The 21,567-nt window shown below is 60.9% G+C and carries 20 protein-coding genes and 2 tRNA genes; 14 read left to right on the top strand and 8 right to left on the bottom strand.

The window, feature by feature from the left end; all coding sequences use genetic code 11:
- The first annotated feature begins 3 nt into the window (after positions 1 to 3).
- From dusB to hflX, 6 genes are all read left to right on the top strand, one after another.
- Positions 4 to 1,053, top strand: a complete 1,050-nt coding sequence (dusB, locus tag CO583_RS07300; RefSeq protein WP_081562828.1) for a tRNA dihydrouridine synthase DusB — start codon at positions 4 to 6, stop codon at positions 1,051 to 1,053.
- A complete protein-coding gene (locus CO583_RS07295) occupies positions 1,053 to 1,793 on the top strand; it encodes a helix-turn-helix domain-containing protein (protein WP_043558012.1) in 741 nt (246 codons plus the stop codon). The genes dusB and CO583_RS07295 overlap by 1 nt, the downstream gene beginning before the upstream one ends.
- Positions 1,794 to 1,810: 17 nt before the next feature.
- Positions 1,811 to 4,168 carry an ATP-binding protein gene (locus CO583_RS07290; RefSeq protein WP_081562827.1) on the top strand — a complete coding sequence of 786 codons (2,358 nt, stop codon included), beginning with the start codon at positions 1,811 to 1,813 and terminating at the stop codon, positions 4,166 to 4,168.
- A gap of 9 nt (positions 4,169 to 4,177) precedes the next feature.
- The gene (locus tag CO583_RS07285; protein ID WP_248630674.1) at positions 4,178 to 5,605 is read left to right on the top strand and encodes a sigma-54 dependent transcriptional regulator; all 1,428 of its coding nucleotides are present in this window, start codon (positions 4,178 to 4,180) and stop codon (positions 5,603 to 5,605) included.
- Positions 5,606 to 5,616: 11 nt separating this feature from the next.
- Complete coding sequence (hfq, locus tag CO583_RS07280) at positions 5,617 to 5,844, top strand: RNA chaperone Hfq (protein WP_081563414.1); 228 nt, start codon at positions 5,617 to 5,619, stop codon at positions 5,842 to 5,844.
- Between the two features lie 107 nt (positions 5,845 to 5,951).
- Positions 5,952 to 7,274, top strand: a complete 1,323-nt coding sequence (hflX, locus tag CO583_RS07275) for a GTPase HflX (RefSeq protein WP_081562826.1) — start codon at positions 5,952 to 5,954, stop codon at positions 7,272 to 7,274.
- A 69-nt stretch (positions 7,275 to 7,343) separates the two neighbouring features.
- Here hflX and CO583_RS07270 read toward each other — a convergent pair whose 3' ends face one another.
- On the bottom strand, positions 7,344 to 8,798 hold the full coding sequence (locus CO583_RS07270; protein ID WP_043558022.1) for a SulP family inorganic anion transporter: 1,455 nt from the start codon (positions 8,796 to 8,798) through the stop codon (positions 7,344 to 7,346).
- A gap of 274 nt (positions 8,799 to 9,072) precedes the next feature.
- On the opposite strand from CO583_RS07270, the gene CO583_RS07265 reads away from it, so the two are divergent.
- Positions 9,073 to 9,148 (top strand) — tRNA-His (locus CO583_RS07265).
- Between the two features lie 53 nt (positions 9,149 to 9,201).
- Here the strand turns inward: CO583_RS07265 and CO583_RS07260 are convergent.
- A complete protein-coding gene (locus CO583_RS07260; protein WP_043558025.1) occupies positions 9,202 to 10,857 on the bottom strand; it encodes a hypothetical protein in 1,656 nt (551 codons plus the stop codon).
- Between the two features lie 355 nt (positions 10,858 to 11,212).
- On the opposite strand from CO583_RS07260, the gene rplM reads away from it, so the two are divergent.
- From rplM to CO583_RS07245, 3 genes are all read left to right on the top strand, one after another.
- Positions 11,213 to 11,683, top strand: coding sequence for a 50S ribosomal protein L13 (gene rplM / locus CO583_RS07255; RefSeq protein ID WP_043558027.1), 471 nt, complete (start codon positions 11,213 to 11,215; stop codon positions 11,681 to 11,683).
- A gap of 11 nt (positions 11,684 to 11,694) precedes the next feature.
- Positions 11,695 to 12,198, top strand: coding sequence for a 30S ribosomal protein S9 (gene rpsI, locus CO583_RS07250; RefSeq protein ID WP_043558030.1), 504 nt, complete (start codon positions 11,695 to 11,697; stop codon positions 12,196 to 12,198).
- Positions 12,199 to 12,413: 215 nt separating this feature from the next.
- Positions 12,414 to 13,499, top strand: a complete 1,086-nt coding sequence (locus CO583_RS07245; protein WP_043558032.1) for a branched-chain amino acid aminotransferase — start codon at positions 12,414 to 12,416, stop codon at positions 13,497 to 13,499.
- Between the two features lie 24 nt (positions 13,500 to 13,523).
- Here CO583_RS07245 and CO583_RS07240 read toward each other — a convergent pair whose 3' ends face one another.
- The 5 genes from CO583_RS07240 to CO583_RS07220 form a co-directional block, all read right to left on the bottom strand.
- A complete protein-coding gene (locus tag CO583_RS07240) occupies positions 13,524 to 14,279 on the bottom strand; it encodes a tetratricopeptide repeat protein (RefSeq protein ID WP_154981130.1) in 756 nt (251 codons plus the stop codon).
- Positions 14,280 to 14,403: 124 nt separating this feature from the next.
- Positions 14,404 to 14,490: transfer RNA gene (locus CO583_RS07235), tRNA-Leu, on the bottom strand.
- A gap of 16 nt (positions 14,491 to 14,506) precedes the next feature.
- Positions 14,507 to 15,178: a M48 family metallopeptidase gene (locus CO583_RS07230; RefSeq protein WP_166651578.1), complete on the bottom strand. Its 672-nt coding sequence runs from the start codon at positions 15,176 to 15,178 to the stop codon at positions 14,507 to 14,509.
- A 7-nt stretch (positions 15,179 to 15,185) separates the two neighbouring features.
- Entirely contained in the window at positions 15,186 to 15,680 is a 495-nt protein-coding gene (locus CO583_RS07225; RefSeq protein WP_043558037.1) for a YcgN family cysteine cluster protein, read from the bottom strand.
- Positions 15,677 to 16,795, bottom strand: coding sequence for an extracellular solute-binding protein (locus tag CO583_RS07220; RefSeq protein ID WP_248630672.1), 1,119 nt, complete (start codon positions 16,793 to 16,795; stop codon positions 15,677 to 15,679). The genes CO583_RS07225 and CO583_RS07220 overlap by 4 nt, the downstream gene beginning before the upstream one ends.
- Positions 16,796 to 17,148: 353 nt before the next feature.
- Between CO583_RS07220 and CO583_RS07215 the strand changes: the two genes are divergently transcribed.
- The 4 genes from CO583_RS07215 (at position 17,149) to CO583_RS07200 (ending at position 20,571) form a co-directional block, all read left to right on the top strand.
- Positions 17,149 to 17,592 carry a hypothetical protein gene (locus tag CO583_RS07215; protein ID WP_154981131.1) on the top strand — a complete coding sequence of 148 codons (444 nt, stop codon included), beginning with the start codon at positions 17,149 to 17,151 and terminating at the stop codon, positions 17,590 to 17,592.
- 348 nt (positions 17,593 to 17,940) lie between these two features.
- A complete protein-coding gene (locus CO583_RS07210; RefSeq protein WP_043558458.1) occupies positions 17,941 to 18,135 on the top strand; it encodes a DUF1656 domain-containing protein in 195 nt (64 codons plus the stop codon).
- 14 nt (positions 18,136 to 18,149) lie between these two features.
- Positions 18,150 to 19,061: an HlyD family secretion protein gene (locus CO583_RS07205; protein WP_043558041.1), complete on the top strand. Its 912-nt coding sequence runs from the start codon at positions 18,150 to 18,152 to the stop codon at positions 19,059 to 19,061.
- A gap of 1 nt (position 19,062) precedes the next feature.
- Positions 19,063 to 20,571, top strand: a complete 1,509-nt coding sequence (locus CO583_RS07200; RefSeq protein WP_043558044.1) for an efflux transporter outer membrane subunit — start codon at positions 19,063 to 19,065, stop codon at positions 20,569 to 20,571.
- Here CO583_RS07200 and CO583_RS07195 read toward each other — a convergent pair.
- A complete protein-coding gene (locus CO583_RS07195; RefSeq protein WP_103765275.1) occupies positions 20,568 to 21,530 on the bottom strand; it encodes a glycosyl transferase in 963 nt (320 codons plus the stop codon). The genes CO583_RS07200 and CO583_RS07195 overlap by 4 nt on opposite strands.
- Positions 21,531 to 21,567: the final 37 nt, after the last annotated feature.

The following is a 21,567-nucleotide window of genomic DNA, read 5'->3' as shown; positions in this document are numbered from 1 at the left end:
TCCATGCCAATGCCGATTCCTCTGCCGCCCATCACTCTGGGGACGGGCTGCGTGATTGATGACCCTGTCATCCTCGCTCCCATGTCCGGCGTCACGGACCTGCCGTTTCGCAGGCTGACCAGAGAGCTGGGAGCGGGGCTTGTCATTTCGGAGATGATCGCTTCATGGGCGATGGTACGGGAGAATGAGCGGACCCTGAGCATGGCCCGCAGCGCCGGGGCTGGTGGTGTCAATGCCGTACAGTTGGCGGGGTGTGACCCGCAGGCCATGGGAGAGGCAGCAAAGATCGCCGTGGCGGGTGGTGCGGATGTCGTGGACATCAATTTCGGCTGTCCGGTCAAGAAGGTGGCCATCGGCCAGATGGCCGGATCGTCCCTCATGCGGGATGAAGTTCTCGCCGCCCGCCTGCTGGAGGCGACAGTGAAGGCGGTGGATGTCCCCGTGACGCTGAAGATGCGGATGGGGTGGGACCATGAGCATCTCAATGCTCCTGCCCTGGCCCGTATTGCCGAGGATGTCGGCATCCGCATGATCACGGTGCACGGGCGGACCCGCCAGATGTTCTACAATGGCCGGGCGGACTGGAAGTTTGTCCGCAGGGTCAAGGAGGCGGTGAGGCTTCCGGTGATCGTCAATGGTGACATCGTGAGCATGGCCTCGGCCCGTCAGGCCCTGGCGGATTCGGGGGCGGACGGCATCATGGTGGGGCGGGGCTGCTATGGGCGGCCCTGGTTCCTCGCCCAGCTGACCCAGTCCCTGCGGAGCGGCGTGGACGTGCCGGACCCCGATCTCGCAACGGAGAAAGAGATCGTCCTGAAACATTATCACATGATGATGGACCATTTTGGGGAGCGACCGGGCCTGCGCCTTGCCCGCAAGCATGTCTCCTGGTATTCCGCCGGTCTTCCGGGGTCGGCGGCATTCCGGGCGGAGGTGAACCGGCTGGATTCCGCTCCTGCTGTCATTGCTCTGCTGGAGCGGTTCTATGATGACGCCATCGCGGCTGGCATCGTGCGTGATCGGGAAGGGGCTCTTGCCCGGCATGTGGCGTGATGGGTGAGCCGACGGCCCGGGCAGTCCGTGCGCTGCGCCCGTTGTTCCTGCATGGTGCCAGCTCGCAGGAGCGTCTGGACGTGGCCCAGAGGATTCACGCCCACAGTTCCTGTGCAGGCGGAGCTTTTGTCGTTGCGGGGCTGACGGCTGTTCCCCGTGCCCTGCGGGAGGAGCGGCTGTTTGGTACGGCAGGCAATGGCTGGCTGGAGCAGGCCCGTGGCGGCACGCTTCTTCTGGATGAGCTGGATTGCCTGTGCCCGACACTCCAGAAGCGTTTTGCGGCTGTTCTGGCCCACAGGCCGCCGGCACGGCGGGAGGAGGCCGTGCGTATCGTGGTGGCCAGCCGGCATGACCAGGCGACCCTGTTGCGTCACGGAGGGCTGGAGGATGGCCTGCGGCACTGGCTGGCTTCCCTGCCGATGGAGCAGTGCCTCGGGCCGGAACGTCTGCGGGCCGTGCGGGCTCTTTCCGGTGACCGGAGCGGGGGGCTGGCAGCGATGTTCGAGCCGGTCATGCGCAGTTATGTACGGGCAGGGCTGGAGGCGGGCAGCTGCAACCTGCATGGCAGCGTGGTGGGAGCAGTGGAACGTCCCCTCATCACCATGGCCCTCCAGCATACGGGTGGGAATCAGCTCCGTGCCGCTGCTCTGCTGGGGTTGAACCGCAACACCCTGCGCAAGCGCATCAGGGAACTTCATATCGTTGTCCCCCGGCCCGGAGCGAAGCCGGGGGACCGTTGAGCAGGAAAGATACTGTGATGATCAGACGTCTTGCCAGCAGGATGCGGGCCTCTCTCGGGCGTCTGACCAGCCCTGATGGCGTGGTGGTGCTGACGGTCGTGGCGCTGGTCCTCACGTTCGTGACATTCATCGTCCTTGCGGGTGGTGTTTCACTGGCCCGGGTACCACGGGCGCAGGCCCTGCTTTTCCTGCTGGATTTCATCACGCTCATGCTCATCGGTGCTGCCGGGGTACGGCAGATCGGCCGGATGCTGGCCGCACGGCGCATGGGGCAGGCCGGGGCCCGGCTGCACAGCCAGCTTGTCATGCTGTTTGGCGTGGTGGCCGTGGCGCCTACACTGATGGTCGGTGCCCTTTCGGCCCTGTTCTTCCATTATGGTGTGGAGATCTGGTTTTCAAACCGGGTCAACACGGCCCTGAGCGAGGCCCGTTCCGTAGCGGCAGGATATCTGCGGGAGCATAATGAGAATACGAGGACAGAGGCCTTTGCCCTGGCCAACACGCTTCTGACAGTCCAGAACGACGAGATGTTCGCCCACGGGACGGACCTGTTCCACGACCAGCCACGCCTTCAGGCCCTGCTGGAAGATGAGGTGACGGAACGGGGACTGAATGATGCGATCATTTTCAATCCGATCACCTACAGGATCATCGCTACGGGGGGGCTCATGGCCATCCGGGCAGGGGACCCGGAAAAGGAGCTGCCGCCCCGGTCTGTGGCGGCCATGGCCAGAACAGGAGAAGTCGTGCTTCTGGACCAGCCAGAGGCGCAGCTGGTGCGGGGGGTTGTCTCGCTGGGGGGCAATTCTGGTCTCATGCTGGTCATTACCCGGCCAGTGGACCCGGACATCCTCCACCATATGACACGGACAGACACGCTGGTGCAGGATTATCAGCGGATGCTCAACAATCGTGGCAAGACCCAGCTGACACTCATCGTGATTCTGGCGCTGATGGGTCTGCTGGTGCTGGCGGTGGGAATGCTCAGCGGCCTGTCCCAGGCCAACAGGATCACTCGGCCCCTCAGCCTTCTGATCCGGGCAGCCCGTCGCATTTCCCGGGGGGATCTGACGGCACGGGTCCCTGTGGAAAGCCGTGGCCTGCGTGAGGATGAGCTGGTGGCCCTCTCCCGTGCCTTCAACCTGATGGCCAGCCAGTTGGCCAGCCAGCGTTCTGAGCTGATGCAGGCTTATGACCAGATTGACGAACGGCGGCGTTTCACGGAGACCGTTCTTGCTGGTGTGTCCGCCGGTGTGATCGGGCTGGACCATGACCAGACTGTCGAACTTCCCAATCGGGCTGCCTCCTCCATTCTTCAGCGGGACCTGGAACAGGCCAAGGGGTGCCCTCTGGTCGATCATGTGCCCGAATTCGCCACTCTGCTTCAGGCTGTGAAAGAGCATCCCGAGAAGGAGCATGGGGCTGAAATCCAGATCGATACTGAAAGTGCCCGGGCGCCGGGTGGGCCGGGAGGCGGGGGTGGTGCCGGAGCCGGACGGACCCTGCTCGTCTCTGCCGTGGCGGAGCAGAACGGGCATGAAGGCCGGGGGGGATATGTTGTCACCTTTGATGACATCACCCTCCTTCAGGTAGCCCAGCGCAAGGCCGCCTGGGCCGATGTGGCCCGTCGCATCGCCCATGAAATCAAGAATCCACTGACCCCCATCCAGCTGGCGGCTGAGAGGCTGAGACGGCGTTTTTACAGGGAGATTACCAGCGACCCGGAAATCTACGATCAGCTCATCAGCACGATCGTGCGGCAGGTAGGGGATATCGGGCGCATGGTGGATGAGTTCTCATCCTTTGCCCGTATGCCCCAGCCAGAGATGGCCGAGCATGACCTTGTCCGCCTGTGTCGTGAGGCGCTGTTCCTCCAGCAGAATGCCCATCCGGAGATAGCGTATCGGCTGGATGTCCCGGCTGGTGGGCCGGTCATGGTGCGGTGTGACCATCGCCTGATTGGTCAATCTCTTATCAACCTGCTACAGAATGCAGCAGATGCCATCCTGATGACAGGGCGGCGCCTGGGGGTGGACCAGCCCGTGCTGGGCTGGATTGTCCTCCGCTTGACGCTTGAGGATGAAGCGGCAATCATTGGTGTGGCTGATAACGGCGTGGGGCTGCCCGCTGGGGAGCATCAGCGTCTGACAGAGCCTTACGTGACCCACAAGGAGAAGGGGACCGGGCTGGGGCTGGCCATTGTTCACCGGGCGATGGAGGCCCATAAGGGGCGGCTGCACCTGCGGTCCCTGACAGAGGAAGAGCGCCGGGTGCTTGCCGGTACCGGAGATGTGGGAACGGCTGGCACCCTGGTGGCACTCATCCTCCCGCTGGTGGGCAGGGGGCTTGCAGCAGAGGGCGTGAGCAAAGCATGAAGGTATCCCATGGAGCATGAAATTCTGATCGTTGATGACGAGCCGGATATCCGCCTCCTGCTTGCCGGGATTCTGGAGGATGATGGCTACGTGACCTGTGGAGCTGCGGAGGCTGATGAGGCCATCCGGGTTTTCCGGGAGAATCGGCCCTCGCTGGTGATACTGGACATCTGGCTCCAGAACTCTCGTCTGGACGGCATGGCCCTGCTGCGTCTGTTCCGGGAGGAGCAGCCGGATGTGCCTGTCATCATGATTTCCGGGCACGGAACGATCGAGACGGCCGTCTCCAGCCTGCATCAGGGGGCTTATGATTTTCTGGAGAAGCCCTTCCAGTCGGACCGTCTTCTGGTCATTGTCCGTCGGGCGCTGGAGGCAGCCCGGCTGCGCAAGGAAAATGCCGAGCTGCGCCTGAGAGCCGGAGAGCAGAGCACGCTCATGGGCAACAGTGCGCTTGTCAATGCGCTGCGGGGGCAGATCAACCGTGTGGCCCCTACCAATTCCCGTGTTCTTATCACCGGCCCTGCCGGTGCGGGCAAGGAGGTGGTGGCCCGGCTCATCCACGCTGAATCCAAAAGGGCGGAGGGCCCTTTCGTGGTGCTGAACTGTGCCGCTTTGGCCCCGGAGCATCTGGAGGAAGAACTTTTCGGGGTTGAGGGAGCCGGTGACAGGCCGGGCCGTCCGGGCCTGCTGGAGCGTGCCCATCGGGGCACCCTGCTGTTGGATGAAGTGGCCGACATGCCGCTGGAGACACAGGGCAAGATCGTGCGGGCGCTTCAGGTCAATACGTTCGAGCGTCTGGGTGGCAATCACAGCGTGAAGGTGGATGTCCGGGTGCTGGCGACCACCAGCCGGGACCTTCAGGCTGAAATTGTCCGGCGCCGTTTCCGGGAGGACCTGTATTATCGGCTGGCCGTCGTGCCCCTTCAGGTTCCGGCTCTTTCGGAGCGACCAGAAGATATTCCGGTCATGGCGCAGCATTTTCTGGAACGTTGTGCCCGGTCTTCCGGCCTGCCGGTCCGGACACTTGCCGTGGATGCTCTGGCCTGTCTCCAGACTTACGAATGGCCGGGGAATGTGCGTGAGCTGCGGAACCTGATGGAACGGATGCTCATTCTGGCCCCCGGTGGGGATGGTGACACCCCGCACGTCATACGGGCAGACATGCTGCCAGAGGCAGTCCGGGAGGGGGCTCCTTCCATGACCTGCCTGACAGCTGGTGCTGATGTGATGAGCCTGCCTTTGCGGGAGGCTCGGGACCAGTTCGAGACACAGTATCTGCAGGTCCAGCTGATGCGTTTTGGTGGCAATATCAGCCGGACGGCCAATTTTGTCTGCATGGAGCGGAGCGCACTGCACCGCAAACTCAAGCAGCTTGGTGTAACACAGGAAGATCGGTCTGCTGCCCCGTCCGAACGTGACGGGCAGGGTGGGAAATGATGAAGGAATCCATGTCAGAACAGAGAACAGGCGACGTGCAGGAGCAGTTTCTGGCCCATGTGCAGCAGCGGGAAGAACCGGTGACGGTTTTTCTGGTCAATGGTGTCAAGCTTCAGGGGGTCATCACACGGTTTGATGGTCGCAGTGTGCTGCTCCGCCGGGACGGGCATGTGCAGCTCGTCTACAAACATGCGATCAGCACCATCATGCCCGTGGCGGCTCTTTCGGACCTGCCCTGACTGGTGCCTCTCTTCCGGGGGGTGCTTGTGTCTGGCAGGGCTCCCTCCCATATGAGGCGGGCCTGAAGAAGGCCGATACAGGATTTTGAAGACAGGATGTTCCGGATTTGAGACGTCAGCCCAAGGAAACCGCCCGCAAGCCCACCCTCGCCGCCGTCATTCTCCCTGCGGAGAAGCAGGCCTTCGCTGAAGGCCGAGCCGCAGAAGCCCGGCTGGAGGAGGCGGTGGGGCTCGCGGCCTCCATTGGGTTGGAGATCGTCCATACGGCCATTTATCCGCTGCGGACGAAGCGCCCGGCGACCCTCCTCGGTGCGGGGCAGCTGGAGGAGCTGACAGAGATCGTCAAGGCGGAGTCCGTGGGCGTGGTGGTGGTCGATGCCCGTCTTTCGCCCGCCCAGCAGCGCAACCTGGAAAAAGAGATGGGCTGCAAGGTGGTGGACCGGACCGGCCTGATTCTGGATATTTTCGGAGCCAGAGCTGCGACACGGGAGGGTGTGTTGCAGGTGGAGCTGGCGCATCTGGAATATCAGCGGTCCCGCCTTGTCCGGCTCTGGACGCATCTGGAGCGGCAGCGTGGTGGGTTCGGCTTCCTTGGTGGCCCGGGTGAAACGCAGATCGAGGCGGACAGGCGGATGCTGGATGAACGTCTGGTCAAGCTGCGGAAGGAGTTGGAGCAGGTCCGTCGGACCCGTGGCCTGCACCGCCATGCCCGTCGCAAGGTTCCGTTCCCGGTCGTGGCTCTGGTGGGTTACACTAATGCGGGAAAGTCCACCCTGTTCAACCGGATCACCGGGGCGGGTGTCCATGCGCAGGACCAGCTCTTCGCCACGTTGGACCCGACCATGCGGAACCTGACCCTGCCTTCAGGCCGTCGGGTCATCCTGTCCGACACGGTGGGATTCATCAGCGACCTGCCGACCGAGCTGATCGCCGCCTTCCGGGCGACGCTGGAAGAGGTGGCGGAGGCAGACATCATCCTGCATGTGCGTGATGTCGCCCATCCGGACAGTGCCTCCCAGCGGGAGGACGTGCTGTCCGTTCTGGGTGACATGACAGCCGACGGGATGTTGGATGAGGCGTGGCCGGAACGGACGATCGAGGTGCTGAACAAGGCCGATCTTCTGGGCGGTACGGAAGCCGTGCCCCGCCGTGAGGGCAGCGTGGCCGTGTCCGCCCTGACGGGGGAAGGGCTGCCGGACCTCATGGAGGCTCTGGATGCCTTCATGACACGGTCCATGAAGCAGTTTTCGGTGCAGGTTCCTGTCACGGATGGTGCCGCACTGGCATGGCTGCATGAGCATGGGGAGGTGATGGAACGGCTGGATGATGAGGAGAGACTGCATCTCCGGGTCCGCCTGTTCCCGGCGGATCAGCAGCGTTTTGTCCGGCAGTTTCCAGCCTTGCCCCTCATGCTGGAACAGGAGGGCTGATCATGAAAAACCCCGGCGAGGTCATCCTGCCGGGGTTTTCCGTATCCGGAGGCCGAGGTCGGGCCTCCTTCAGATGGTGAAAGCCTTTTCGTCGGACTGCTCGGTGAGGATGCCATGCTGGGCATGATCCAGCCCGCAGACGGTCACCTCCTTGCCGTGCTTGCGGAATTTCTCGACAATCTTCTCAAGGGCCTGCACGGCCGTGATGTCCCAGAAGCGCGCGTGGGAAAGGTCCAGCGTCACCCGGTGGGCATGGGTGGTGTAGGTCATGGCCTCGGCCATCAGGTCTGCTGAAGCAAAGAAGATCTGACCCTGTATGTGGTAGGTCAGTATGTCATGTTCTTCCGTGGAGCGGACCTGCACCAGCCGGGCCGTATGCCATGCAAAGAACAAGCCGGAGAGCAGGACGCCCACGAGCACGCCAGCCGCCAGATTGTGGGTCAGCACGACCACGCCGACGGTGACGAGCATCACGAGGCTGGTCAGCTTGGGGTGGTGGAAGAGGTCTTTCAGGCTGCCCCAGGCGAAGGTGCTGACGGACACCATGATCATGATGGCCACGAGGGCGGCGACCGGCACCCGGGCCACCCACGGGTGCAGCACGACCATCAGCAGCAGGAGGAAGGCCCCGGCCGTGAAGGTGGAGAGCCGCCCACGCCCGCCATAGCGCAGGTTGCCGACGGTCTGGCCGATCATGCCGCATCCGGCAATCCCGCCGAACAGGCCGACGAAAATGTTGGAGATTCCCAGCCCGGTACATTCTCTCTGTGGTGTGCCATGCGTGTCCGTCAGGTCATCCACCACACTGGCAGTCATCAGGGATTCCAGCAGTCCGACAGCCGCCACGGCCAGGGCATACGGAAAGGTGATGGTGAGCGTTTCAGCATTCAGGGGAAGCTGTGGCAGGGTGAACTGCGGCAGGCCTGTCGGCAGGGCCCCGAGGTCCGCAATGGTACGGACCGGCATCGGATGGATGATGGTGATGGCCGTCAGTACGATGATGCAGATGAGCGGTGAGGGAATGGCCTTGGAGAGCCGGGGCAGAAGATAGATGATGACCAGCCCGATGATGATGAGCAGATGGGTTTGCCAGCTCACTCCCAGCATCTGCGGGACCTGTGCGGAAAAGATGAGAATGGCCAGGGCGTTGACGAAGCCGGTACGGACCTCGCTGGAGACGAAGCGCATCAGGGAGTGGAGGCGCAGCAGCCCGAAGATGACCTGCAGGCCCCCGGCCATCAGGGTGGCCAGCAGCATGTACTGGAGGCCATGGGCATGGACGAGCGGTGCCAGCACCAGGGCAACAGACCCGGCGGCCCCGGAGATCATGCCCGGCCTGCCTCCGAAGATGGCGATGGAGACGGAGATGACGAAGGAAGCGAACAGCGAGACGGCCGGTGACACGCCAGCAATGTAGGAAAAGGCGATGACTTCAGGAATGAGGGCGAACGTGCCCACCATGCCTGCCAATATTTCCCTGACGGGTCTTTGGGTCCATTGCTGGATGTAGGAATCACTGGCCATGAATGCGGCTGGTCCTTCTCTCTGTTGAGGCTGTGGGGCAGATACAAGGTTCTGCCATGGTCACCGTACTAGCGGCCCGGTGCGGCCAATTGTGCGGCAACTATAGGCGGCTGCCGGGAGGCTGTGAAGCATTGTGGCCATGTCGTACCGGATATCGGCCCATGATGGCGGGTTTTTCGGCCCGGAGGGGGTACGTCCTAAAAAAATATGACAAAAATGCTTTTGAGGGCTGGACGGCAGAAGCAGGATTTAATAAATGTCAGGTCGCTGTGTGGCGGATGTAGCTCAGTTGGTAGAGCGCCGGTTTGTGGTACCGGTGGTCGCGGGTTCGAATCCCGTCATTCGCCCCAGCATTTCCCCTAAAACGTGATGTCGAGTGACGCAGGCAGGCTCTCCTGAGCCTTTACTGGTCCTGCGTTGTGACACTCAGTACATGCAGCCGGTCGAATTTGGCCGTGTCGCTGCTGTCGCTCGGGATATGGGCCAGTTCCTCCAGAGAGAGCGGCCCGGTCTTGAAGGTGAGGGTCCGCCGTTCGGGTGCCAGCAGGAAATCCAGTACAGGGGCCAGAATGGGTTTCTGGAGGGCCAGAACATTGAAGCGGGGTGTAACGACATACCCCTGTTCGGCCATCATGGAGCCTTTTGGAGACTCCAGTGTGGGTTTGGCGGCGCCCGTTCCATCGGCTGGTTTGTCCGTTTCGGAGGAGGCTTCAGCCTGGTGGGTCAGGATGCCGTAATAGGAGAAGATGTCCAGCCCCTGCACGGTCAGCTCTGTCCCCAGGCATTGCCCAGCCTGGAGGAAGCGTGACACGCTGTCATCGCCCAGATGGAACGGATTGATGTCAGGCAGACTGAAGACCACGGACATCAGGGCGGGGCTGTCCTTGCCAAAAAGGGTACGGAGCTGGAGGGTCTCGTCCCATTCCCCCATCCTTTTCCGGGAGGTGGCAATGATGTGGTAATCCGTCGGCAGAGCCACGGGAGAGGCCAGCAGTGAGGGGGGGGGCGAGAGCCGGGTCGTCAGGCCGGACAGGTCTCCCTCCGTGCGGAGATCATCATTCTCTCCGGCCCGCCGCTCGCCTGCCAGATGGGTGAGGATGAGGGTCCGTCGCAGGTCTGTCCGGCTGAAGAGAAGGGACAGGCCGTTGATTTCCAGTTTGCCAGGCTTTTCCCACAGGGTTGCTGCCGGGTCCTGCCAGAATGTTTCTGCCGGGTTGCCTGCATGCTGGAAGGGGCGCTTCAGCCACTGGATGTAACCTTCTCTGGCTTCCAGATGCTGGAGGGCCAGATTCAGTTCCATGGGAGATTTGGCCCCGGGCGTGGCGTCCGTGTTCCCGGGCAGGAGGATCTGCTGCAATACTGGCGGGAAGAGGCTGTTTTTGCCGCCGGGGAGGGAAACGGAGAGGGACAGGCCGTTCATGAGTGTATGGACACGGAGTCCCTGCCCGTAGCCTTCAACGATCAGGTTGTCAGCCGACAGTGTTTTTATGGTGAACGGGCGTGCAACTGCGGAGCCAGCCGCAATGGGCGGGGCGTTTTCTGATGGTGAGACACGCAGTTTTGTCAGCTGCATCTGTTCAAAGCGCAGGGCTGTCACGTCTTCCGGTTCAAACGACATGATGGCTGCCAGGGAGCGCATGCTGTCCGCTTCGCCATGACCTTCATGCAGCGTTTCTGCCGAGGAGGGGATATGGAGGTGATGGAACGACGCTTCGTCTGCCGTGATGTGATGTGTCTGGTCGGTATAGCTGGGTGAATCCAGCAGGAGGCTGGCCAGTCTCAGGGTTCCGCTGGAAAGCAGCTTGGGGTAGCCGAAACGGACACGCCGGGCGTGGAAATCTGTCGCCTGATAATGGAACGACACATCATACAGGGTCACCCCGCCAAGCAGGAATGCGGGCCGGACCTCGCTGTAATGAAAGTCCGCCCCGGCAGGCAGGGCAGCCCGGAACCGGTCCAGTGCGTGGGAAAGACGGATTCCGGCCTCGCGGTAGATGCCCAGTCCCCCCAGAATCAGGATGAGGAGGGCCAGACAGAGGGGAAGCCGTAACCGTTGCATGCTGCACTTACCTCGCTTGGGCACTCTTGATATGCGAACCGGCACAATACCCTTTGGCAGAGGCATGAGCAAATGGGGATGGAGCTGTCTGCTGCCGGAAGGAGGCAGAAAGAAGGGATTATTTTGCGGTATTTTAATACCACATCATAAAAAATGGCTGTTCTCTGCCGCTTGTGGCGCAATGGTCCAGAATTAAAGGGCTTGACCTTTTTCCCGTCTCCCGCAATAACGCCCACATCCTGAATCTGTTTCCGGCTTTCAGGGTGTCTGGCCTCTTACGGAGCCGGCATCGTCGGGGCAGTCCTTTTCCTGATGCCGCATTGTCTGTGGCATCTCAAACTGGAAATGATACGTCATGAAGACCACACTTTCGCTGAAACCCGCGGAGGTGACGAGAAACTGGATCCTGATCGATGCCGAAGGGCTGGTTCTGGGCCGTCTCGCCACCATCATTGCCAACCGTCTGCGCGGCAAGCACAAGCCGCAGTACACCCCGCATGTTGATTGCGGTGATGCGGTTGTCGTCATCAACGCCGAGAAGATCGCCCTGACAGGCAACAAGGTCGGCCAGAAGCTCTTCCATTACCACACCGGCCATCCGGGTGGCATCAAGGAGCGCACCATCACTCAGCGTCTCGAGGGCAAGAACCCCGGTCAGGTCGTGGAGAAGGCTGTCGAGCGCATGATCACCCGTGGTCCGCTCCAGCGCGCCCAGATGAAGCACCTGTACGTCTATGCCGGCACGGAGCACCCGCATGAGGGTCAGAAGCCCGTCAAGCTGGACGTTGCTTCCCTGAACCGCAAGAATACCCTGAAACGTCAGTAAGGCCTGTCATCATGTCAGAAACTCAAGAGCGCCCCGCCGCCGAGCTTACCGGCACTTTGCAGGACCTGGCCAATGCGGCTCCTGCTGTTGCCAATGCAGCTCCCGTCTATGAAGCCAAGCGTGATGCGCAGGGCCGTTCCTACGCAACGGGCCGCCGTAAGGACGCCGTCGCCCGTGTGTGGATCAAGCCTGGCAAGGGTGAGATCACCGTCAACGGCCGCCCGGTCACGAACTATTTCGCACGCCCCGTGCTGCGCATGCTGATCACCCAGCCCTTCCTGCTGACAGATCGCTACAACCAGTTTGACGTGTATTGCACGGTCACTGGCGGTGGTCTTTCCGGTCAGGCTGGTGCGGTCCGTCACGGTATCTCCCGTGCCCTGACCCACTACGAGCCGGAGCTGCGTGGTGTGCTGAAGATGGCTGGCTTCCTGACGCGTGACAGCCGTGTCGTCGAGCGTAAGAAGTACGGTAAGGCCAAGGCCCGCCGTTCCTTCCAGTTCTCCAAGCGCTGATCTTTCAGCCATACGGAAAACTGGCCTGCGCCGGAAAAACCCTCACCCTGCCGGGTGGGGGTTTTTTTTATGGTGCATGTCTGGCATTCATGAAATAAAGTTTCAAAAATATGGTCTTGAAAGACATAGTATTCCATATATTAGTCTCTTGACGGAACAGCACATAAATTCCGAAATGTGACATCTTTGAACCGACCGGGAAGGCAGGAAGCATCATGGCAGAGTTCAGCATTGAACGGACAGAGACCCCTACATCAGCCGAGCAGCGGCAGGCCCTGATGGTGGACCCAAAGTTCGGGCGTGTCTTTACGGACCATATGGCCGTCATCCGTTATACGGATGAAAAGGGCTGGCATGACGCCAGAATTATTCCTCGTCAGCCTTTGCAGATCGACCCGGCATCGACCGTCCTGCATTATGGGCAGGAGATTTTCGAGGGGCTGAAAGCCTATCGTGGCAAGGGGGGGGCTGTTACGCTGTTCCGGCCGGAGGCCAATGCTGCCCGGTTTGCGGCGTCAGCCCGCCGCCTTTCCATGGCCGAGCTGCCGGAGGAGCTCTTCCTCGGGTCCATCAAGGCCCTGCTGAAGGTGGATCATGACTGGGTGCCCACCAATCCGGAGCAGAGCCTCTATCTGCGGCCGTTCATGATCTCCAATGAAGTGTTTCTTGGCGTGAAACGGGCCAATGAATATCTGTTCGTCGTGCTGGCCAGCCCTGTAGGGGGGTATTTCAGTGGTAATGGCAGCATCCCGGTCTGGGTGTCGGAGCAGTATACACGGGCGGCTCCCGGTGGCACGGGTGAGGCCAAATGTGGGGGCAATTACGCAGCCAGTCTGCTGCCCCAGCAGGAGGCGGCGGACCATGGCTGTAGCCAGGTGCTGTTCCTTGATGCGAAGGAACGCCGCTTCATTGATGAAATGGGCGGCATGAACGTCATGTTCGTCCGCAAGGATGGCAGTGTGGTCACACCACCGCTTGGTGGGACGATTCTGCGAGGCATCACGAGGGACAGCATCCTCAAGCTGGGCCGCAGGATGGGCCTGACCATGGTTGAGGAGCCTCTGGCCATAGATGATGTCTTCAGGGCTGCCGCTGCTGGTGAGATTACGGAGGCCTTTGCCTGCGGCACGGCGGCAGTCATTTCACCGATTGGCGAATTCCGCCGGGATGCTGGCTCCGTGGCGTTTGGTGATGGAAAAACGGCTGGGCCGGTCACCATGAAGCTGCGCAACGCCCTGTGCGCCCTCCAGCGTGGCGAGGAAGCGGACCCGTTCGGCTGGGTTCATACCGTTTCCCTGTGAGGGAAGAGCGCAGGCCGGGTGTTGTCAGTCATCGCCCGGCAGGGCTGTTTTCAGCCGCTGCCTGAGTGTTTCCATGAGGTCCGGGTCCTGTGGGGCTCCGGGCCTTTCCAGCTCCCGCTGCATGGCCTGAAGAATATCTGGCGTGGCGTCCTTTACGGCCATGCGCCAGTAGCGCAGAGCATCTTCCGGCTGCCCCATACCCATCAAGGCGGTAGCATAATTATGCTGCCCCCGGTAATCGCCTCCGTCAGCAGAGCGCTGATACCATTCCAGAGCGGCAAGGGGATTGGCGGGGGTCTCCCATCCCTCCTCAATGAAACGGGCCAGCAGGTTCATGGACTTCGCATGGCCTCGCAGAGCTGCCCGACGGAAGAGAAGGAAGGCGGTTCGCCGGTCTGCCTGCACTCCCAGGCCCCGCATGTGGCAGATGCCGAGATTGTAGATGCCCCACAGGTCATCCAGCTGCGCAGCCCGGCTGTAATGGCGGACAGCTTCTGTCAGATCCAGCGGGCACCCCCAGCCGAACTGTGAACAGCGGCCCAGCATGTTGTGGGCCGGGCCATAACTGGCAGAAGCCGCAATGGTGAACCACTCCCGTGCTTTGTCCACATCCCGGGGGACATACTCGCTGTCCAGCAGGGCTTTCCCCCAGAGAACCTGCTCCAGTACATGGCCGTTCCGTGCCTTCTGGTAGATTTCTGCAAGATTGTCCGGCAGGTCGGGCTCTTGCGGATGGGCGGAAGAACGGCTGAAAAAGCGACGGAATCGGGCGAACACCATGGCGTTCCTTACTTTGCTGGACGGGTGCCAGGCCTTGGGATCAAACTGATAATCTTTTGCAGGAAGATGAAGATAGAGCCGGGCTGCATGGAAAGGCAATGGTACCGCGCAGAAAAGGCACCTCTGGTGCGCGCTGCGGGACTTGAACCCGCACGTTCTGACCGAACTCGAGATTTTAAGTCTCGTGCGTCTACCATTCCGCCAAGCGCGCAGAGGAAGCGGGCGTTTTATATCATGGCCAGCAGATGAGCACCATTCTGTGAAAGCCATTTTTCAGCTTTTTTGCGCCCCGGCTGTCCGCCCGGGGCGTATTGGTCCACAAGCGCCCAGAAGGCCGGCCCATGGTTGAAATGGCGCAGATGGGCGAGCTCATGCACCATCACGTAGGTGTAGATGTCCGGCGGAGCCATGATGAGCCGCCAGCTGAGCATGATGCGCCCTTGCCTTGTGCAGCTGCCCCAGCGGCTTTTGACATCCCGCAGGCTGAATTTTGCTGGTGAGGCCTCCATACGGAGGCTCTGTTGCCGGAAGAGGGGCGGGAACAGGCTTTCGGCACGGCGCTTCAGAAAGGAGAGCAGATGGCGGGCATGTTCTTCGGGCGGGTGGCCCACATGCAGCCCTTTGTCTGTCAGGCGTGTACGGCCATCCAGTATTATGGTGGGGAGGATGGGAATGGCCTGCCCCTCCAGCCATATCTGGCCCTGATCGACTGCCGGAGGAGGGAGGTCTGCCATGGCCTGTGCCAGCCATTGTGACTGGCTCTGGAGGAAGCGCAGCCCCTGTTGGCGGGTGGCTCCAGCAGGGAGGGTGATGACAATGGCCCGTCGGCGGAGGTCCAGACGGAGAATGATCCGCCGGGCCCGGGAGGACATACGCCAGAGAACGGGTGGAAGAAGCACGGGAGTGTCAGCTGTTACCATTCTGACGGAGCGCAACGCAGGGTGGGGCGCCCTCCGGCCAGGTACCGGGCCAGTCGGCGATGTGGTTTTCCAGCAGGCCGGCCCGGCGTTCGCTGATGCAGCGGCCACTGGCCGAGGCGCCGGCCTTCAGCACGGTGTCGTCCGTTCCACTGCGAAGGGGATGCCATTCCGGCAGGTCGAACCCGTCCCGCAGGAGGCGATAGGCGCAGCTCGGGGGCAGCCAGTCGATGTCGTCCAGCAGGGCCGGGGTCAGGGAGATGCAGTCCGGAATTTTTTTCTGGCGTCGCTCATAGTCGGTGCAGCGGCATGTCTGGGTATCAAGGAGACGGCAGGAAACGTCCGTCCAGATGATCTCATCGGTGTCTTCGTCCCGCAGCTTGTTCAGGCAACAGCGGCCACAGCCGTCACAGAGAGATTCCCATTGGCTGGCTGTCATGTCCTGAAGGGAAGTGGTCCGCCAGAAGGGAAGGTGATCTGTCATCGTGTGGTCTGTTCTGTCGTCAGGGGCCTGGAAAGAGGAGTGTGGGTGAGCCATGCGTTAAAGCGCTCACTCAGCAGCAGTTCATGTGTTGCCCAGAAACCGTCGCTGATTTCAAGTGATTCGGCAGGAATGGGGGAAGGAGGATAGGGCAGGTGTGGAGGGTTCTTCAGCAGGAGGGTGCGGATTTCGTTGGCCTGCTCAGTGGGCAGTGTCGCCGGAATTGCCCACATGGCGGGACTGTACAGAACGTTGCCCATCTCTGCCTGATAAGGTCGCACCAGTGTGTTTCTTGCCTTGGGAGAGAGAATGATGGCGCCGGGGGTGATTCCCATCAGCACGGCCTGTTTCTGGAGGATATGGTAGGCCTCGGAGGGAGAGCGCCACCAGATTATATAGGGCCGCAGCTGGTTGAGCTTGTGGAAGGCCCGGTCGATCCCTGCCGGGGTGGAAAGCTGGGCGTAGACCTGGTTGGGGGGGATGCCATCGGCCAGCAGGGCAATCTCCAGCGTCATGCGGGGGCCCCGGAAGAAGGCTCGCTGTCCGGGATAGCGGGCAACATCCCACAATGTTGGCCAATGTGGTGGGGTGGTGATGCGGGATGTATCCCAGAAGAGGACATTGCGGAAAAAACCGGCCGGCCGACCACAACGGCCCAGGGCATGGAGGGGCTGCAACCAGGCTCGTGCACAGGCGATGGCCGATTCCGTGCTGTTCAGCATGATGGCCTGTACGGTCTGTGGATAGGCAAGGGCCTGCTGTTCTATTTCGTCCAGTCCACGTCCTTCACGGCTCAGGAAAGCAAGATTCATGGAGGTGGAATCACGCAGTATCGGGCCGATGAGATCATGCTCTGGAATGGCCCAGTAATAGGTCCTGTCCTGTGGGGCAGGGTCGGTCTGTGTGCTGGCCGCATCCGCCATGGCGGAGACAGGGGCTGCGCCAGCCATGGCTGTGAGGGCCAGACAGAGTGCAGGCAAACGCCCGATGGATGGATGAATTTTGTCCAGGAACTGCCTGACAGGACAAACCGCCCGCATGATGGAACGGAACAGACGGTGCCCCGTGTGGGGCAGTGAGGGGTGTTTCTGGCAGCTCCGGGGGCGGACTGTTTTCATGACGTAGCGGCACCGTACGGACTTGAGGTGGCGGTGGGATTCAATGGACAGGATAAATGCATGGAAGTGGTTGAGATGAAAGGATATTACATGATGATTCTTGAAACTTCGTTACAGAGGGGAGAAGAAAAAAGAATCAGAACATCTTTATGCCTTTTTTTCTTGATAAAATTGAGTGTAACTTTTCATTAAACCTTTAATGGGGGGTGGTAGCGCCGCTTCGTGAGGTGCTTTGGCTTTTTCCCGTGCAGTGCTATAGGTGAGGGAATGGTCGGCGGAGGGGTGTGTTCTGTCCTCCCTCTGGCAAGGGCCTTGGTGTTTTTCATGAATCTGGAAGGGGCAGCAGTCGTATCATGAATGGTCTACTGGAACTTGGTCAGGCAGTGCTCGCTGCCCAGGGAAAAATTTTCAGGGAATGTGCAAAACGGCACGGTATCCGGCTGTGCTTCCTTGTCGTGGCTCTCGTGTTTCTCGGCTTTGCAGCCATTACCCTGCACGGAGTGTTCTGGGCCTTTTTCAGGCAGATCTGCCATCTGGGTCTTCTGCTGTCTGCTACCTGTGTACTGGGGATAGACCTGCTGTTCTTCATCATTTTCCTGCTTCTGGCGGTGCGTGCTGGTCATTCCGGCCTGGCAGAGGCCCGCGCCCGCATGGAGCGGGACAGGAAGATGCATGAGCTGAAGCAGAGCTTTGCGTTGACGTCCCTGCTTGGTCTCGCCAGTGGTCCGGTGGGCCGTTATGCGGGTGGGCAGGCATGGCGTATGGCCAAAGGTGTCTTCACACGCCGGAAAAAGTGATTTTGTCGGTTCCATAGGCATATGAGACAAAAGAAGCGGCCTTCAGGGGCCGCTTCTGCTATGGGCTTTCTGTTTCCAGGTGGGTTCCATCTGGTCAGACGCCTGTAATTGACGTTAAGAAGTGGTAAGAGCTGCTTCTGCCTCTGTGGTTGAAACGGGAAGATGGCCTGGCGGTGGTGCCGTGTCGTCCTCTGGATGGATACCCGGCATGGTACCTTCGGGAGGAAGCAGAGTCCGGCCCGTCTGGACGGACACCGGGCCTTTTGCAGGTGCGATAGGGAACAACGTGAGCAAAGCATCAGACACATCACCCGCACGGTCCCGTTCTTTCGGGGATTGCGGCGCATGATGCTTTCGGAAGTCAGCCTCTGCGGAGTGTTCGTTTCTCCAATAGCTGTTTATGCTGTCTGCGCAGTGCTGGTGACTCTGGCCCTGCGCTATGTGTTGTGGCGTCTCGGAGCATTGGGCTGGTTCTGGCATGTCGCCTTGTTTGAGATTGCCCTGTATGTCTGTGTTCTCTGTCTTCTGGTTATTTTCGTCTGAGGTGGAGCGGGGGTATGAACTGGTTTCGGCGTCTTGTACGTCCATTGCTGACACTGATCATCATCGCTCTGGCTATTGGTCTGGGGTATGTCGTGTGGGACCTTTATGTCCTTGATCCCTGGACACGTGATGGTCGTGTCCGTGTTTACGTCGTTACGGCCACGCCTGAAGTGTCGGGAACGGTCGTATCTGTTCCGGTTGTGGACAACCAGTTCGTTCATAAGGGGGATCCGCTTTTCACGGTGGATCCACTGCGTTTCAGGCTCAGGATCGATGAGGCACGGGCCCGTCTGGCGGGTGTGACGGAAGATTACAAGCTGAGCGTCATGAATGCGAAGAGGCGGCGCGGGCTTGGTGGCGTCGTGTCCCGTGAGGAACAGGATGTGTTCGACTCCGAGATGGAAGTACGCCGGGCACGGCTGGAAGAAGCCCGGTCTGCCCTCGATACGGCCCTGCTCAATCTTCAGCGTTCCACGGTTTATTCTGCCGTGGATGGCTACGTGACCAATCTCAATCTGCGTGTCGGTGATTATGTGACGGCTGGACAGTCCCGCATGGCCGTGATCGATGCGAACAGCTATTGGGTCTATGGTTATTTTGAAGAAACCAAGATGCATGGTGTGCATGTTGGTGATGAGGCCCGTATCAAGCTCATGGGATATCGTCATGTCCTGCGGGGGCATGTCGTCAGTATTGGCCGAGGCATCAATGATGCAAACGGCATGTCGGACAGGCTCGGCCTGCCAGATGTGAATCCGATCTTCACATGGGTAAGGCTGGCTCAGCGTATTCCCGTGCGTATTGAAATTGATGAGATGCCGCCAGAGGTCATTCTGTCTGCAGGCATGACAGCCACCGTGGCGGTGGGGAAGGCAAAAGCCGGAGGCAGGGGGCTGTTGACGACATGGCTGCAGGATCACCTGTGAGATGAAGATGCGGTTTGTTCCCCTTGTTGTCAGCAGCTGTCTTTTCTTGACGTCCTGCATGGTCGGACCGGAATACAGGCCGGACAGGATGAAAGTGCCGGGCCATTTTGCCAGTGAGCCCCACCCCGCCACCAAGGAGGAAATTGCCGAGACGGAAGCCAACCTCCGGGACTGGTGGGCGCAGTTTCACGATCCTGTTCTGGACAGACTGGTGGAGCAGACCATCAGAGGGAATTACGACCTTCAGGTGGCCACCCAGCATGTTCTGGCTGAGCAGTCTGTCCGGCGGCAGGCACAGGCCAACTGGTATCCCCAGCTGGATGCCAATGCGGGTGGGGGAGACAACCGCTACTCCATCAATGTTGACAACTGGCCCCTGCGCCCGGGCAACCCGAACAATCACCCCCATGCGTCTGTGCTGACCTATGGTGCCCGGGCAAGCTGGGAGATTGATGTTTTTGGCCATATCTCCCGGCAGGTGCAGGAGCGTAAGAGGCTGGTGGAAGTCAGCATCGAGGAGCGGCGGGGGCTGCTGCTCTCTCTGCTGAGCCAGCTGGTGACAGACTATGTTGAGCTGCGGACCATCCAGACCCGCATGAGCGTGACAGAGGATTCCATCCGCACGGCTCGGGACAGTACCCAGCTGGTGGAGAGGCTCTTCAATAATGGCGTTGGCAATACGCTGGCCATTGCCCAGTCCCGGACGGAAGAACATGCCGAGCTGGCTCGTCTGCCCCCCCTGCGGGCGCGGCAGGAGCAGCTCATCCATGCCATCAACGTGCTGATGGGTGAGATGCCCGGTAAGGAACAGCCTGATCTTGAAGAGCGGCGGCCCATCCCGACCCTGCCCCCGTTCCCGGCCATGCTGCCTTCCACCGTGCTGACCAACCGGCCTGACATCCGTTCGGCCGAGCGGCGCTATGCGGCGAGCGTCTCCCGCATCGGAATCACGATTTCCAATCTGTATCCCAATTTCAGCATCCCGCTGACCTTCAATCCCAATGCCTCTGCCGCCTATCAGGCGTTCCAGATTGGAGGGATGAGCTGGAATGTCATGATGATGGCCTCCCTGCCCATCCTGCATGGGGGTAAATACAGCGCCCAGATCGCCCAGGCCAGAAGTGAGGCGGAGGCCAGTCGCCTGCAATATCGTCAGACTGTTCTGAATGCTTTTCGGGAAGTGGAAGACAGCCTCGATGACTGGCATCAGGACAGCGAGCTGGTGCGGGAAGAACGGGAGGCCGCCACGCAGGCCGGTCTGGCCCTGTCCCGTGCCCGCAAGCTCTATGCCGCCGGGCTGACGGGCTATCTGGATGTTCTCAACTCCCAGCAGACCTACCTGTCCCGCCGGGTGGCCGCCGTGTCGGCTACCGGCAAGCGCATGGATGATGCCATCTCGCTCTACATTGCTTTCGGTGCCGGTTGGCAGGGGCGGGAACTTTCCAACACCACTCTGAAGGTGGAACAGCATGAGAGCAAGGACATGATCCTGCGGGCCTTCAGCCGTTAGGTCATATCTGGCTGGCGGGTGTCCCGGTAAGCCTGCATCGTGCCGAACCGCAGATTGAGGGCCTGTGTTCCTCCTGCCCGGTCGGGCACGTCCATCGTCACGGTCGGGTCCAGCCGCATGGCGTCGTGCCCGGCGAGATGGACGATGCCGACAGGGCGGTGCGGAAAAGTGACCTCGCAGAGCAGGCCCGTTCGTGAGTCGATCTGCCACGGTCCCAGATAATTGCATCCGGCAGGCATCAGGGCGGTGGCGTAGCCATCGTGATAGCTTGTCAGGGCCATGGCGAGCTGGCCGGAGCTGAATATCTTGCCGTGCCGCAGGGCTTCTTCCTGCCAGTGGCGGAGCCGGGGCCAGTGCGGAGCCGTGCGGGAGAGGGCGAAAACACCGGCATTGAGGGTGGGGCGCACGCCGATATGACGGCATATTGCCCGGGGCAGCCGGGCCAGACGGGAATTCTTGTACAGGATGGTGCGGAGCTGCACGAGGCCGAAGGGCAGCCAGCGCAGCCGGAACAGCGGCTTGTGCAGGAAGAGTTCCGGCGTGATGGCCAGAGCGTGCGGCGTCTGCTCGGCGGCCTGGAAGAGAAGCTCTACGGCCTGACAGTCCTGCACCCAGGCATCTGCATCGATCCATACCAGCGTGTCATGCTCCGGGAAGAGCTGGTCCAGCCACATCTTGGAGAGTTCGATGGCCAGATTGGGACGCCTGCGCATGGCCCATCGTGAGACATGAGGAAAGGCTCTCGGGGTACGGACAGTGATGCCATTCTGCTCCAGCCATGTGACCTGTTTCCGCTTCAGCCCGCCATCAATGCAGGCGACCGGCAGCCCGGCCAGCTCCGGGAAGCGGCGGATGGAAGCGACCAGCTCCTGAAGCAGGGGAAAATAACGGCTGTCGCTGCCTGTAATGATGAGGCGGCGGGAAAGGTTGGCAGGGGAGGGGCTGTCAGCATGCAGCATGAAGAACTGTCTTTCGGCAAGGTCTGGGAAAGTGTCG

This window comes from Parasaccharibacter sp. TMW2.1882 (genome assembly GCF_023337635.1).
Classification (GTDB): Bacteria; Pseudomonadota; Alphaproteobacteria; order Acetobacterales; family Acetobacteraceae; genus Bombella; species Bombella apis.
This window is presented reverse-complemented; position numbering and strand designations above follow the sequence as displayed.

What these genes read in the sequence shown, in the direction of transcription:
- CO583_RS07245 (WP_043558032.1), top strand. Translation starts at nt 12,414, where the DNA reads ATGGCAGAGTTCAGCATTGAACGGACAGAGACCCCTACATCAGCCGAG.
- CO583_RS07215 (WP_154981131.1), top strand. Translation starts at nt 17,149, where the DNA reads ATGAATGGTCTACTGGAACTTGGTCAGGCAGTGCTCGCTGCCCAGGGA.
- dusB (WP_081562828.1), top strand. Translation starts at nt 4, where the DNA reads ATGCCAATGCCGATTCCTCTGCCGCCCATCACTCTGGGGACGGGCTGC.
- CO583_RS07270 (WP_043558022.1), bottom strand. Translation starts at nt 8,798, where the DNA reads ATGGCCAGTGATTCCTACATCCAGCAATGGACCCAAAGACCCGTCAGG.
- CO583_RS07290 (WP_081562827.1), top strand. Translation starts at nt 1,811, where the DNA reads ATGATCAGACGTCTTGCCAGCAGGATGCGGGCCTCTCTCGGGCGTCTG.
- rpsI (WP_043558030.1), top strand. Translation starts at nt 11,695, where the DNA reads ATGTCAGAAACTCAAGAGCGCCCCGCCGCCGAGCTTACCGGCACTTTG.
- CO583_RS07200 (WP_043558044.1), top strand. Translation starts at nt 19,063, where the DNA reads ATGAAGATGCGGTTTGTTCCCCTTGTTGTCAGCAGCTGTCTTTTCTTG.
- CO583_RS07195 (WP_103765275.1), bottom strand. Translation starts at nt 21,530, where the DNA reads ATGCTGCATGCTGACAGCCCCTCCCCTGCCAACCTTTCCCGCCGCCTC.
- CO583_RS07285 (WP_248630674.1), top strand. Translation starts at nt 4,178, where the DNA reads ATGGAGCATGAAATTCTGATCGTTGATGACGAGCCGGATATCCGCCTC.
- CO583_RS07260 (WP_043558025.1), bottom strand. Translation starts at nt 10,857, where the DNA reads ATGCAACGGTTACGGCTTCCCCTCTGTCTGGCCCTCCTCATCCTGATT.
- rplM (WP_043558027.1), top strand. Translation starts at nt 11,213, where the DNA reads ATGAAGACCACACTTTCGCTGAAACCCGCGGAGGTGACGAGAAACTGG.
- CO583_RS07220 (WP_248630672.1), bottom strand. Translation starts at nt 16,795, where the DNA reads ATGAAAACAGTCCGCCCCCGGAGCTGCCAGAAACACCCCTCACTGCCC.
- CO583_RS07295 (WP_043558012.1), top strand. Translation starts at nt 1,053, where the DNA reads ATGGGTGAGCCGACGGCCCGGGCAGTCCGTGCGCTGCGCCCGTTGTTC.
- CO583_RS07205 (WP_043558041.1), top strand. Translation starts at nt 18,150, where the DNA reads ATGAACTGGTTTCGGCGTCTTGTACGTCCATTGCTGACACTGATCATC.
- CO583_RS07210 (WP_043558458.1), top strand. Translation starts at nt 17,941, where the DNA reads ATGCTTTCGGAAGTCAGCCTCTGCGGAGTGTTCGTTTCTCCAATAGCT.
- CO583_RS07225 (WP_043558037.1), bottom strand. Translation starts at nt 15,680, where the DNA reads ATGACAGATCACCTTCCCTTCTGGCGGACCACTTCCCTTCAGGACATG.
- CO583_RS07240 (WP_154981130.1), bottom strand. Translation starts at nt 14,279, where the DNA reads ATGGTGTTCGCCCGATTCCGTCGCTTTTTCAGCCGTTCTTCCGCCCAT.
- hfq (WP_081563414.1), top strand. Translation starts at nt 5,617, where the DNA reads ATGTCAGAACAGAGAACAGGCGACGTGCAGGAGCAGTTTCTGGCCCAT.